Source organism: Paraplanobispora takensis (genome assembly GCF_016863195.1).
GTDB lineage: Bacteria > Actinomycetota > Actinomycetes > Streptosporangiales > Streptosporangiaceae > Planobispora > Planobispora takensis.
Window position 1 is genome coordinate 17,682 of record NZ_BOOK01000076.1, and the last position, 12,379, is coordinate 30,060.

Below are 12,379 nucleotides of genomic sequence, written 5' to 3' on the forward strand. Positions count from 1 at the left end.
GACACCTGTGGGACACCGGCGGGGCGCCGACGGGATGCCTGCGCGGGAGACTGGGGGATCGCGCCCGCCCTCACCGGAGGGCGGATGACGGTCTGACATGATTCGTCCATGAACGATCCCCTCGGCGACCTGACGGCGCTGCGGACCTGCGCCGCCGACCGGCTGGCGGCGCACCGGCACACGACGATTCCCGACGCGCCGGGAGTACGGCGGGCGGCGGTGGCCCTGTGCGTCGTCGAGCACGAGGGGCTCCCCTCGGTGATCGTCATCAAGCGGGCCTACCGGGGGCGCAACGCGGGCCAGTGGGCGCTGCCGGGCGGGCGCCTGGAGCCGGGCGAGAGCCCGCTCGACGCGGCGCTGCGCGAGCTGCACGAGGAGATCGGCCTGAGTATCGCGCCGGAGGCCGTACTGGGACGGCTCGACGACTTCCCCGCCGCGTCGAGCTTCACGATCACCCCGATCGTCGTGGCGGTGACCGATCCCGGGCCGCTGGCCCCCAGCGCCGAGGAGGTCCACTCCGTGCACCACGTGCCGCTGCGCCGGCTGGCCGGGCCCGACGTGGTGCACTGGGTGCCGCATCCGGACGGCGGGCAGCTGCTGCAGATGCGCCTGGGCCCGCAGATGGTGATCCACGCCCCCACCGGGGCGCTGCTGTGGCAGTTCCGCGAGATCGTGCTGCTCGGGCGCACCGCCCGGGTGGCCGACTTCCTCCAGCCGGAGTGGACGCACCGCTGAGGTCCGCCCCGGCCGCCGTACCGCCCGCGGGAACCGGTCTGCGGGAGTCCCCGGGGATCAGCCCGCGGCGGCCCGGCGGGCGGCGGCGACGAAGTCCCTGATGCGCCCGGCGTCCTTGACCCCGGGCGCGCTCTCCACACCGCTGGAGACGTCCACCCCCCACGGGCGGGCCGCGTCGATCGCCGCGGCCACGTTCGACGGGTCCAGTCCCCCGGCGAGCATCCAGCGGCCCGACGGGCGCCCGCGCACCGCCGCCCAGTCCCACGGCTCGCCCGAGCCCGGCTTGGGCGCGTCGACGATCAGCAGGTCCTCGTCGAAGGCGCCGCAGCGCAGGTCCACGCCTGCGGCCCCGGCGCGCACCAGCGTCAGGCCGAGATCGCGCAGCGCGGTGAAGTCCCCGTGCGGGTGGTCGCCGTGCAGTTGTACGGCGCGCACGCCCGAGGCCAGCGTGACCGCCCGCACCTGCTCGGGACTCTCCCCGGCGAAGACCGCCACGGTCAGCACGTGCTCGGGCACCTGCGCGGCCAGCTCGCGCGCCCGCTCGGGGGTGACGCGCCGGGAGCTCCGGGTCAGGACGAAACCGATGGCGTCCGCGCCCGCCTCGACGGCGGTCGCCACATGCTCGGGCTCACGCAGCCCGCAGATCTTCACGTACACCCTGCGCAGGGTAGCGGCAACGCCGGTCTGGCATCTCGCGGCCCCTGCGATGTATGGTGCCAATCCCCCTTACAGGGGCATAAGAAAGAGCCGACGACGGTCGAGGAGACGGTGACCGACGAACTGGCGGGGGCGTTCCTCCGACAGCATCGCCGCTACACGAGCCGCCAGGTGGCCGCCATGGCCGGGATACCGATGTATCGCGCGCGGCGGTTCTGGCGTGCCTTCGGCTTCGCCGACGTCGCCGACGACGAGGTGGAGTTCACCGACTCCGACGTCGAGGCGCTCCTGACGCTGATCGCCCTGGTCCGCGACGGGACCTACGACGAGGAGCACGCGCTCCTGGTGACCCGGTCGCTGGGCAGGGCCACCGCCCGGCTGGCGGAGTCCCAGGCCGTGATCGGCGTCGAGGTACTCGACCAGGCCGGGGTCCCCCGCGAGGAACGCGCGGACATGTGGCGCACCCGGGCCGACCGGGTGGTGCCGGACCTGGAACGGCTGCTGGTCTACGCCTGGCGGCGGCAGCTGGCCGCCGCCGCGGGACGCGTCGTGGACCAGGAGAGGGGCACCGTACGGCTGGCCGTGGGCTTCGCCGACCTGGTCGGGTTCACCCGGCTGAGCCGCCAGATCTCCGAGAAGGAGCTGGCCGCCCTCGTCGAGCGGTTCGAGAGCCGCTCGGCCGACGTCGTCACCTCCGCGCAGGGCCGGGTGGTCAAGACGCTCGGCGACTCGGTGCTGTTCGTCGCCAACACCGCCGCCACGGCGGCCGACATCGCCCTGCGGCTGGTGGAGGTCCACTCCCGCTCCAAGGGCATGCCCGCGCTGCGGGTGGGACTCGCGATCGGCCAGGTGATCGGCCGCATGGGCGACGTGTTCGGCACCACGGTCAACCTGGCCAGCAGGCTCACCTCCCTGGCCCCCACCGGCGCCGTGCTGGTCGACCCCGCGATGGCGGAGGAGCTGGCGGGAGACGGGGCGTTCACGCTGCGGTCGATGGACCGTCTCACCGTACGGGGCCTGGGTGAGCTGGCGCCCTCTGTCGTCACCAGAGGCAGCGCCTTCACGTCGTAGATTTACAAGGCCGCCTGTCCTACCGGGCGAGCAGGCGGTGCAGCGACGCCTTCACGGCCGCGACGAAGGACTCCCTGGTCCGGTCGGACAGCAGCTCCAGCGACAGATAGGGGTTGAGGTCCTCCAGCTCCACCAGCAGCAGCTGTCCGTCGGGGGCGCGGCAGGCGTCGACGCGCTGGATGCCGTGGTCGATGGCGTTCCAGTCGACGAAGCGCTGGGCGAAGGCCAGGTCCGCCGGGGTGGGGTCGTACGGTTCCAGGACCCAGCGCCGGTCGGGGCGGGGAGCGTACAGGGCGTACCGGAAGTCGTGGTCGACGAAGTAGAACGAGACCTCGTAGCGGAAATCGATGCGCGGCTGGACGAGCACGCCCTCGAAGGGCACCTCCTCCAGCCGGTCGCGGGAGACGAACTCCAGGCCGATGGAGTCGGCGCCCAGCACGGGCTTGACCACGTACTGCTCCGCCTGCGGCAGGCCGCCCAGGTCCTCGCGCCGCCCGGCGGTCGGGATCACCGGGTATCCGGCGGCGCTCAGGTCGGGGAGATATCCCTTGCCCGCCATGTCGCCCTTGCCGGTCAGCTCGTTGTAGACGCGCACGCCGTCCTTCAGCGCGCGGGCGCGGAAGTCCTCATGGGCGTCCCGATAGTGCAGGACCGGGCCGCTGTTGCGCACCACGACCATCTCGAAGGCGCCCATCAGCCCGGCCGCATCCAGCGGATGGCACAGGGCGAGGTCGAAGTCCTCGCGCAGCCGGGAGGTCAGGAAGATGTCCTCGTCGCAGTAGCGTCGCCCGCGCGCCTCGTAGGCCAGGTCGGTGACGAACAGGACGCGGGGGCGGGCGGGCGGCATGGTCCTCCTGACGGGTCGGGCCCCTGCAAACTACCCTCTCCCCGCTCTCGCGCGTCCACCGGGCCGGATACCCTTCGGCATGCGCGCCGTCCGCCTCCAGAGCCCGTTCTACGACGTCACCGACGATCCGGACCGGGTCATCGGCGACTTCCTGGGCTACGCCCTGTCTCTGAGGAACCTGTCCGGGCGCCCTCCCGCCGAGGAGTTCGCCGAGCTCTTCTCCCCCACCGGACGGGGGATGAGGCTTCCCGACGTCTTCGCGGCCTACCGCGCCGAGGAGCCGGACGACATCCCCGAGGAACTGACCGGGCAGGTCACCGAGGTGGGCCGTACGGAGCTGTGGGTGCTCACCCGGCTGCGGTACGGCGCCGGGGCGGACTCCGTCCTCGTCGGGGGCCCCGAGCTGCGGCACCTGCTGGCCGAGGGCCTCGCGCAGCGCGCCGCCTGGATCGCGGATCGGTCCGGGATCAGATCCTGAGGTTGCGGCGCAGGATGTCGACCGCGCGCACCGTGGTGTAGCCGCGCCAGTCCATGCTGCCCGCGGGCGAGATCACGGCGTAGTCGACCGTCCACCCGCCGTCCGCCTCCTGCATGCCGGCCAGGCGGTCCAGATCGGCGGAGACCACCTCGGGCGCGAACAGGGCCCGGACGGGACGGTCGGGATACGGCGCGAAGTCCAGGGGGTGGAGCGTCTCCTCCTCGGTGCCGCCCTCCACGCGGACCCTGCCGTCGGCGGGGATGTGCCTGCGCAGGCCGGCCAGGAGGCCGGCGGCCTCGGGGCGGGTGTCGTGCACCGCGTCGAGGAAGCGCACCGCGAAGGCCAGGACGTAGGCGTGCGGCGTCTCCTCGATCGCCTCGATCGCGCTCAGGCAGTAGCCGACGGCCCGTTCGAGCCAGGGGTGCGCGGCCACGGCCGGATCGTGGGCGGCGACCCGGAGGGCGGCGGCCACGGTCACGGAGGTGATCTGCAACGACGAGACCGACGGGTCGGCGCCCGCCCACCAGGGGGCGTTGCCCGCGGTGGTCGCGGACGGCAGAGCGAACGGCAGGCCGCCGTCCGGCAGGCCGACCGAGGCCAGCCAGTCGCACAGCTCGCCCGCCCGCGGGGAGACGGCCGGGCCGATGTCGCCGAACACCTCGAAGGCGTGCAGGGCGACCCCCGGCTGGCTCTCGGGCGAGCGCAGGTCGGGCTCCAGGCCCCAGCCGTAGCCGCCGTCGGGGTTGCGATAGCCGTCCAGCGCGGCCAGCACGGCGGCGGGATCGCTCTCGCCCGTCAGCAGCTGGAAGCGGCGGCGGTCCAGGACGCGGGCATGGGTGGCCATGAAGGCGGTGGCCGCGGACAGGTCGACGTTCATGAGGCCATCGTTCCCCTCCGGCGGCGTTCCGGTCTTGCAGGAACCGGTCGCCGCCGGCCGCCTCTCAGCGGCCCTGCAGCAGCAGGTCGACGTAGACGAGGTTGGACAGGCCGTGGATCGCGACGATCACCCAGATGTTGCGGTAGCGCGACCACAGGTATCCCAGCATCAGGCCGAACGTCCCCTGGAAGACCACCGGCGACGCGACCCAGCCGGCGCCCCCTCCCAGGCGGTTGGCGTGCATCGCGGCGAACAGCAGGGCGGAGGCGAAGATCGCGGGCCAGCGGCCGTACAGCGCCTCCATGCGGCTCTGGAACCATCCGCGGTAGAAGAACTCCTCCAGCATGCTCGCCGTCAGGAACACCACCAGCGAGCTCACCGCGAGCGTGACGGGATCGGGGAGCTCCTGGGTGAGCGGCGTCGCGAGCGGACCGACCTTCGCCGGCAGGAACCACACCGCCGCCGCGAGCAGCGGGGCGAGCCACACCACGGGGGCCGGGACCGCGCGGGCGGCCGGTTCTCCGCGCCGGAGCAGCCGGAGCGCGACCAGCGGGACGACCAGCAGGAAGACCACCTTGGCCAGGGGATACCACAGCTCCCCCGCCCGGCCGAGGGTCACCAGGGTGAAGGCGAGCGCCGCCGCCAGGAGCACCCCGGTCTCGCGGACGAGTCTGCTCCTCGGCAGGCCGGCCAGCGGCTCGGGCGGGATCGTGCCGCGCGGGAGCAGGCGGGCCACCAGCATCGCCGCCAGCGCCGGCAGCGCCGCCGCCCACGGGGAGGCCTCGGCGGCCCCGGCGTCGGCGGAGGCGCTGACCCCGCCGTCGCCGGTGACCGCGAACCAGCCGTAGGCCAGGACGAAGACGGCCGCCCCACCGGCCGTCATGACGGTGGAGAACCTTCCCGGCGTGCCGATCATCACCATGCCGATGATCGTCTCCGGCCGGGTGCCCGCCGTCATCCCGCAGAAGTTTGAGATCACGTCATCCTCTGGCGGTACGGCGGGCGGCGGGCGGCGTCACGGCGTCACGGCGTCACGGCGTCATCGCGGGGCGCCGGCGCGCGGGCCGTACCGGATCGAGGACTTTGGTCCCTGCCGGAACGGTCCTTGAGTCCTGTCCCGGCCGCACCGGCGCTCACTAGCGTGAAGCCGGACCCGCGACCGGGAAAGGACCGAGGTGGCAACCGAGATCCGCATCGAGAAGGCTCCGCCCGGACCGCCGCCCGGGCCGGTGCGCCACCGCGCATCCTGGCATCTGCGGGCCAACGCGCTCGTGGTGGCCTGGCTGGCGGCGACGGTCGCGGCCGCGCTGGCCGGTGACGGGCTGCCCGCGCCGCGCTGGCTGCTGATCCACCTCTTCCTGCTGGGCGCGGTCAGCACCGCCATCCTGATCTGGAGCGAGCACTTCACCGTCGCGCTGCTGCGCGCCCGCACCCCGGAACCTCGCGGGAGCCTGACCCGCCTCGGCGTGCTGAACGCCGGCTCGGCAGCCGTGCTGTACGGCGTGGCGGCCGGACCGTGGCCGGTGGCGGCGGCCGGGGCGGCCGCGGTCGTGGCGGTCGTGCTCTGGCACGCCGCCGTCCTGGCCGGCCTGGTACGGCGGGCGCTGCCGGGCCGTTTCGGCCACGTCGTCGGCTGGTACGCGGCCGCGGCCGGAGCGCTGGCCGTCGGCGGCACCCTCGGCGGGCTGATGACCGCCCACCTCGCCCACGGCGGCATGCACGAGCGGCTGCACGCCGCGCACGCCCAGGTGAACCTGCTCGGCTGGGTCGGCCTGACCGTGCTCGGCACGCTGTTCACGCTCTGGCCGACGGTGCTGCGCACCCGCATGTCGGAGCGGACCCGCCGGGCCTCGCGGACCGGGCTGCGGCTGGCCGCCTGCGGTCTGGTGCTGCTGACCGGCGGCCTCCTGGCGGACCTGCGCGTTCCGGCCGCCGCGGGCCTGGCGGTGTACGCGGCCGGGGCGGGCGCGGCGCTGGTGCCGCTGGCGGAGGCGGTGCGCGCCCGCCGCCCGCACACCGGGGCCTCCTGGATGCTGGCCGCGGGTGTCGCCTGGTTCGAGGTCTCCCTCATCGCCGACCTGGTGATCGTCGCCGGCCGGCCGACGGAGCAGGTCGCCGCCGCGCTGGAACCGCTGGTGCCGCTGGTGCTGGCCGGGTTCGTCGCGCAGGTGCTGCTGGGCTCGCTGCTGCACCTGCTGCCGGCCGTACTGGGCGGCGGACCGGCCAGGTTCAAGCAGAACGCGGCCCTGCTGGAGCGCGGCTGGCCGGTCCGGCTGGCGGCGCTGAACGCCGGTGTGCCGCTGCTGGCGCTGCCCGTGCCGGAACCGCTGACGCTGCTGGGCTGGGCGCTGGTGCTGGCCTCGGTCGCGGCCTTCGTCGTCCTGGCCGTGGCCGCCCTGGTGCGGTCGGCGGCGCAGGGACACCCCGGACGGCGGGCGGTGGCCTCCCCCGCGCTGGCCGGGGTGGTCGCCGGGTGCCTGCTGACGGCCGCCGCGGTCGTCGTCGCCGTCACCGAGGATACGGGCCCGGCCGCGTCCGTGACGGCCACGGGCGCCCGGACGGTCGAGGTGACCCTGTCGGGCATGCGGGTCCGGCCGTCGGTGATCGAGGCCGCGCCGGGCACGGTGCTGACGCTGCGCGTCACCAACGCCGACGGCCAGCGGCACGACCTGCGCCTGGCCACCGGTGAGCGCACGCCGATGCTGGCGGCCGGGCAGAGCGCCACTTTGACGCTGGCGCCGCTCGGCGAGGCGGTCGAGGGCTGGTGCACCGTGGCCGGGCACAGGGCCGCGGGCATGACGATGCGCATCGTTCCCCTCGCCGCCCTCGCCCGCGCCGGCACCGGGCACGGAGCGCACGACCCGGCCGGGCAGGCGCGGTCCTCCGACGGCGGTACGGCGGGCGGCACGGATTCCGACGGTACGGCGGGCGGCACAGGTGGCACGGACCCCGGCGCGCCGGGGCTGGATCCGGCCGCGCCCTTCTCGCCCGGGTGGAGGCCGTACGACGCGGCGCTGAAGCCCGCGCCCGGCGGCACCGAGCACGCCGTGGAGATCCGCGTCGACGACCGCACCGTTCTGGAGGTCGCCCCCGGCGTGCGGCAGCGGATGTGGACGTTCAACGGGACCGTGCCCGGCCCGGTGCTGCGCGGCAGGGTCGGCGACGTGTTCACCGTCACCTTCGTCAACGGCGGCACCGTGGGGCACGGCATCGACTTCCACGCCGGGGCCAACGCCCCGGACACGGTGATGCGCACCATCGATCCGGGGCAGCGGCTGACCTACCGGTTCCGCGCCGAGCACGCGGGGGCGTGGCTGTACCACTGCTCGACCATGCCGATGAGCCTGCACATCGCCTCCGGCATGTACGGGGCGGTGATCATCGACCCGCCGGGCCTGCCCCGGGCCGACCGCGAGTACCTGCTGGTCTCCGGGGAGCTGTACCTCGGTGAGCCCGGCGGCGACCGCCAGGTCGCCAGGCTGCGCGAGGACCGCCCCGACGGGTGGATGTTCAACGGCGCCGCCTCCGGTTACGACCACGCGCCGTTGAAGGCGAAGGCGGGCGAGCGGGTGCGGATCTGGGCGGTGGCCGCGGGGCCGGGCTCGGGCACCGCGCTGCACGTGGTGGGCGCGCCCTTCGACACCGTCTACAAGGAAGGCGCCTACCTGCTGCGCTCCGGCGATCCGGGCGGGGCGCAGGTGCTGGACCTGGCTCCGGCCCAAGGCGGTTTCGCGGAGCTGGTCTTCCCGGAGCCGGGCCGCTATCCGGTGGTCGACCACGCGATGCGCCGCGCCGAGGCCGGTGCGCACGGCCTGTTCGAAGTCGCCGCACGATGATCGGCGGGGACGCGCGACGCCTCGATGCCGCCGCGCCGTGATCCACGAGGACGCGTGATGCCTCGATGCCGCCGCGCGGTGCCCTGCGGAGGCGCGCGATGATGACGACGCGAGCGTGGTGGGAAAGGTGAGCCTGTCGTGACGTGGTGGTCGGTGGTGCGCTTCGCGCACGTGATGGGGGCGGCGCTGTGGGTCGGCGGGCAGCTGACGGTGTCGCTGGTGGTGATGCCGCTGGCGCGGCGGCTGCTGGACGACGGGCGGCGCGCGACGGTGATGCGCGCGGTGGGGCGCCGCTTCGGGCTGTTCACCGCGGCGGTGTTCCTGCCGGTGCAGCTGGGCACCGGCGTGGCGCTGGCCTGGCACAAGGGCGTCACCTGGGCCTCGCTCGCCGAGCCCGGATACGGGCGGATCCTGGCGGCCAAGCTGGCGCTGTTCTGCGCGGTGATGGCGACGGCGGCCCTGCACGGGTGGGCCTCGAGCGGCGGGCGCCCGGCGCTGGCGCGGGCGGCGGCGGTGGCCTCACTGGTGGGGTCGGTGGGCGTGGTACTGCTGGCCACCGCGCTGCCCGCGACCTGAACCGGCACGCCTCCGGCCGAGTCCGAATCGGTGTGTCCCGGGCCAGGCCTGAACCGGCTCGTCCCAGCCAGGACTTGAATCGGCACCCCTCCGGCCGAGCCTGAACCGGCGTGTCCCCGGGCGCTCCGAGGCGGCGCGCCCCAGGAGGGTCCGGGGGCACGCCGCCTCCGGCGCCGCTACGGACGTAGGACGATCTTGTTGCAGTCGTCCTGCTTGTCCCTGAACATCGCGAACCCCTCCGGGGCGTCCTCCAGCCGCATCCGGTGGCTGATGACCATGGTGGGATCGATGTCGCCGTTGCGGATCCGGCCCATCAGGGGCTCCATGTACCGCTGCACGTGGCACTGGCCGGCTCTCAGCGTCAGTGACCGGTTCATCAGCGCGCCCATCGGGAACTTGTCCAGCAGCCCGCCGTACACGCCGATCACCGAGACGACGCCGCCGTTGCGGCAGGACATGATCGCCTCCCGCAGGGCGTGCGGCCGCTCGGTCTCCATCCGGGTCGCCTGCCGGGCCCGGTCGTAGGCGTGCATGACGGCGACGGGGTGGTGGGCCTCCATGCCCACGGCGTCGATGCACGCGTCCGGGCCGCGCCCGGCGGTCATGTCCCGCAGCGCCTCCAGGACGTCGACCTCCTCGTAGTCCAGCGTCTCGGCCCCGGCGCGCTCGGCCCTCTTCAGCCGGTAGGGGAAGCGGTCGACGGCGATGACCCGCTCGGCGCCCATCAGGAAGGCGGCGGCCATCGCGAACTGGCCGACCGGTCCCGCGCCCCAGACGGCGATCGTGTCGCCGGGCTTGATGTCGCACATCTCCGCGCCCATCCAGCCGGTGGGCAGGATGTCGGACAGGAACAGCGCCTGCTCGTCGGACAGGTCGTCGTCGACCTTGACCGGTCCCACGTCCGCGAACGGCACGCGCGCGTACTGCGCCTGGCCTCCCGGATAGCCGCCCAGCATGTGGGAGTAGCCGAAGATGCCGCAGGGCGAGTGGCCCATGAGCTTCTCCGCCATGCCCGCGTTGGGGTTGGAGTTCTCGCACACGGAGTACAGCCCGGCGCGGCAGGAGGCGCACCTGCCGCAGGAGATCGGGAACGGCACGACCACCCGGTCGCCGATCTTGAGGTTGCGCACCTCCGGCCCCAGCTCCACCACCTCGCCCATGAACTCGTGGCCGAGGATGTCGCCCTTCTTCATGGTGGGGACGTAACCGTTGTACAGGTGCAGGTCGGAGCCGCAGATCGCGGAGGCCGTGATGCGGATGATCGCGTCACGGGAGTTCAGGATCTTCGGGTCGGGGACGTCGCGGACCTCGACGGTGGTACGGCCCATCCAGCAGTTGGCTTTCACCGGTCTCTCCTCATCTCGTGGGCTGGGCGGGGCGCTGGGCGGCCTGCCGCAGCGCGCGGGTGCCCTCCGGGCTGCCTTCGGAACGGACCACCTCTCCGACTTCCATGATCTGCTTGAGGCGGCGCAGATCGTCTCTGACCTGCTGCTCGGGGTGCTCGCCGGCCAGCTTTGCGACGGCCAGGCCGACCTTGCCGCCCGGCGGGTGGTAGGACAGCTCCACCCGTACCTCGGTGCCGCGGCCGCCGGGCGCGTCGGCGAAGCGCACGCGGCCGCCGGCGTCCACGGAGCCGCCGACGGCGCACCAGGCGATCAGCTCGCCCGGGCGGTCCTCGACGACCTCGGCGTCCCACGCGACGCTCGTCCCGGCCGGGCCGGCGGCCCTCCAGTGCGAGAGCCCGTCGCCGATCGTCTCCACCGACTCCAGGTGGATCATGAAGCGGGGCAGGTTCTCGAACTCGTGCCAGAAACGGTAGACCTCCTCACGCGGGCGGTCGACCGTGATCGCCGCGTGCAGGGTGTCGTCGCGCCGTGCCGTCTCCAGGACCGCGGCGTGCTCGCCCCGCGCGCTGCCGGGCCTCGACCGGCGCCGGCCCGCGCGGACGGTGGTGTAGACGTCGAGGGCGGTGATGCCCAGTACCGCCGCCGTGGCGATCAGGGCGCGGCGGCGGCGCCGGCCGTCGCGGACGACGATCGCCCTGCCCAGCGCGCCCAGGTCCATGGCGTCGCCCGCGACGCGGGTCCACACCCGAGAGGCGGGTCTGCGCCCGCCCAGCAGGAGCGCCGCGTGCAGCAGCTCCCGCGCCCCGAACGCCGGGATCACGGCGCGGGCCAGGCCCGAGTCGTCGACGCCGCCGAGCCGGCTGACGGCTCCCGGCCGGATGATCTCCGTCGCGCCCAGCCCCAGGCTGACCACGCCGAGCATCCGGGCGAGATTATCGGTTGTCCGATCGTATTGTTCGCTCATGTCGTCCTCGTATGGCTGAACTGCCGACAGAGATGCGCATTCAGCACGTTAAGTAGCATTACAGATACTTTCCGTACCCTCATCGCGTCCGGTGATACCGGTGTGACGCTTGCGAACATCACCGGCCCGATCGGCTCATGTGGTGCCCGCCACCGCCGATAGGTGTCTCAGCCGCCCTGTCTCATCGGGCGTCTTCGCCATTCGTCGCTCGTGCGCTGGAAAGGACCCAGACCTTGACCGCCCCTGCTGCCCGCACCCCGGGCCCCGTGATAACCGTGCGGCGCAACCCCGTGCTGGGGTGGTTCGCCGACCGCCGCATCAACACCAAGATCCTCATCACCGTCCTGCTCATGGCCGCCATGGCCGCGAGCGTCGGCACGGTGGCGCTCACCCGCATGAGCGCGCTGAACGACGACCTGACCGCCGTCAAGGAGGGCAACGTCGAGCGCCTCGTGCACCTGAGCAACATGCGCGGCAACCTGGCCGACATGGTCGACGCCACCCTCGGCTTCACCAGCATCCCCGACCCTCAGCTCAAGGCCGTCTTCAAGAAGAGCATCGAGGACTACACCGCGGGCGTGACCAGCGAGTTCGAGGCCTACCGGGCCGCCGCCCCGGCGGACTCCGCGCGACAGAAGGCCATGACGGACTTCGACGACGCGTGGAAGCGGTTCCGGTCGCTGCGTGACGCCGTCACGTTCAGCGAGAACACGGCGGCGGCGACCGTCTCGCCCGCCGAGATCAAGAAGCTGGTCGACGACTTCACTTCCGTCACCGCCGAGTTCAAGGACGCGCTCAAGCGGCTGGCGGAGTACGAGCAGACGGCCACCGCAGCGATGACCGCCGCCGCCGCCGACCGCTACGAGTCCGCCCGCACCCTGATCCTGGTGCTGCTCGGCGCCGGTCTGCTGCTCGCCCTCGCGCTGGCGCAGATCTTCTCCCGCCAGATGACGCGTTCGATGAACGCGCTGCACCGGGCGCTGGACGCCACC

12 protein-coding genes are annotated in these 12,379 nt (G+C 73.5%); 6 read left to right on the top strand and 6 right to left on the bottom strand.

The features are described from left to right. Positions 1-108: 108 nt before the first annotated feature. Entirely contained in the window at positions 109-735 is a 627-nt protein-coding gene (locus Pta02_RS38190) for an NUDIX hydrolase (RefSeq protein ID WP_203879914.1), read from the top strand. A gap of 57 nt (positions 736-792) precedes the next feature. Here the strand turns inward: Pta02_RS38190 and Pta02_RS38195 are convergent, their stop codons facing one another. Continuing rightward, complete coding sequence (locus tag Pta02_RS38195; protein WP_203879915.1) at positions 793-1,392, bottom strand: phosphoribosylanthranilate isomerase; 600 nt, start codon at positions 1,390-1,392, stop codon at positions 793-795. Positions 1,393-1,503: 111 nt separating this feature from the next. On the opposite strand from Pta02_RS38195, the gene Pta02_RS38200 reads away from it, so the two are divergent. Continuing rightward, positions 1,504-2,463: an adenylate/guanylate cyclase domain-containing protein gene (locus Pta02_RS38200; protein WP_203879916.1), complete on the top strand. Its 960-nt coding sequence runs from the start codon at positions 1,504-1,506 to the stop codon at positions 2,461-2,463. A 19-nt stretch (positions 2,464-2,482) separates the two neighbouring features. Here Pta02_RS38200 and Pta02_RS38205 read toward each other — a convergent pair whose 3' ends face one another. Next, positions 2,483-3,310: an ATP-grasp domain-containing protein gene (locus Pta02_RS38205; protein ID WP_203879917.1), complete on the bottom strand. Its 828-nt coding sequence runs from the start codon at positions 3,308-3,310 to the stop codon at positions 2,483-2,485. 79 nt (positions 3,311-3,389) lie between these two features. On the opposite strand from Pta02_RS38205, the gene Pta02_RS38210 reads away from it, so the two are divergent. Beyond that, positions 3,390-3,788, top strand: coding sequence for a hypothetical protein (locus Pta02_RS38210; RefSeq protein WP_203879918.1), 399 nt, complete (start codon positions 3,390-3,392; stop codon positions 3,786-3,788). On the opposite strand, the gene Pta02_RS38215 is transcribed toward Pta02_RS38210, so the two are convergent. Both Pta02_RS38215 and Pta02_RS38220 read right to left on the bottom strand, forming a co-directional pair. After that, on the bottom strand, positions 3,778-4,665 hold the full coding sequence (locus tag Pta02_RS38215) for a prenyltransferase/squalene oxidase repeat-containing protein (protein ID WP_203879919.1): 888 nt from the start codon (positions 4,663-4,665) through the stop codon (positions 3,778-3,780). The genes Pta02_RS38210 and Pta02_RS38215 overlap by 11 nt on opposite strands. 64 nt (positions 4,666-4,729) lie before the next feature. Then, positions 4,730-5,623 carry a CPBP family intramembrane glutamic endopeptidase gene (locus tag Pta02_RS38220; RefSeq protein ID WP_203879920.1) on the bottom strand — a complete coding sequence of 298 codons (894 nt, stop codon included), beginning with the start codon at positions 5,621-5,623 and terminating at the stop codon, positions 4,730-4,732. Between the two features lie 217 nt (positions 5,624-5,840). Between Pta02_RS38220 and Pta02_RS38225 the strand changes: the two genes are divergently transcribed. Continuing rightward, a complete protein-coding gene (locus Pta02_RS38225) occupies positions 5,841-8,501 on the top strand; it encodes a multicopper oxidase domain-containing protein (RefSeq protein ID WP_203879921.1) in 2,661 nt (886 codons plus the stop codon). A gap of 138 nt (positions 8,502-8,639) precedes the next feature. After that, positions 8,640-9,077, top strand: coding sequence for a hypothetical protein (locus Pta02_RS38230; RefSeq protein WP_203879922.1), 438 nt, complete (start codon positions 8,640-8,642; stop codon positions 9,075-9,077). 176 nt (positions 9,078-9,253) lie between these two features. Here Pta02_RS38230 and Pta02_RS38235 read toward each other — a convergent pair whose 3' ends face one another. Next, on the bottom strand, positions 9,254-10,423 hold the full coding sequence (locus Pta02_RS38235; RefSeq protein WP_203879923.1) for a zinc-dependent alcohol dehydrogenase: 1,170 nt from the start codon (positions 10,421-10,423) through the stop codon (positions 9,254-9,256). A 10-nt stretch (positions 10,424-10,433) separates the two neighbouring features. After that, positions 10,434-11,345: an SRPBCC family protein gene (locus Pta02_RS38240; protein WP_239131549.1), complete on the bottom strand. Its 912-nt coding sequence runs from the start codon at positions 11,343-11,345 to the stop codon at positions 10,434-10,436. A gap of 275 nt (positions 11,346-11,620) precedes the next feature. Here Pta02_RS38240 and Pta02_RS38245 point away from each other — a divergent pair. Next, a partial coding sequence (locus Pta02_RS38245; protein ID WP_203879925.1) for an MCP four helix bundle domain-containing protein occupies positions 11,621-12,379 on the top strand: 759 nt, incomplete at its 3' end.

Excerpts from the sequence above, each read along its gene's own strand:
- Pta02_RS38190 (WP_203879914.1), top strand. The coding sequence starts at position 109 with ATGAACGATCCCCTCGGCGACCTGACGGCGCTGCGGACCTGCGCCGCC.
- Pta02_RS38205 (WP_203879917.1), bottom strand. The coding sequence starts at position 3,310 with ATGCCGCCCGCCCGCCCCCGCGTCCTGTTCGTCACCGACCTGGCCTAC.
- Pta02_RS38210 (WP_203879918.1), top strand. The coding sequence starts at position 3,390 with ATGCGCGCCGTCCGCCTCCAGAGCCCGTTCTACGACGTCACCGACGAT.
- Pta02_RS38215 (WP_203879919.1), bottom strand. The coding sequence starts at position 4,665 with ATGAACGTCGACCTGTCCGCGGCCACCGCCTTCATGGCCACCCATGCC.
- Pta02_RS38220 (WP_203879920.1), bottom strand. The coding sequence starts at position 5,623 with ATGACGGCGGGCACCCGGCCGGAGACGATCATCGGCATGGTGATGATC.
- Pta02_RS38240 (WP_239131549.1), bottom strand. The coding sequence starts at position 11,345 with ATGCTCGGCGTGGTCAGCCTGGGGCTGGGCGCGACGGAGATCATCCGG.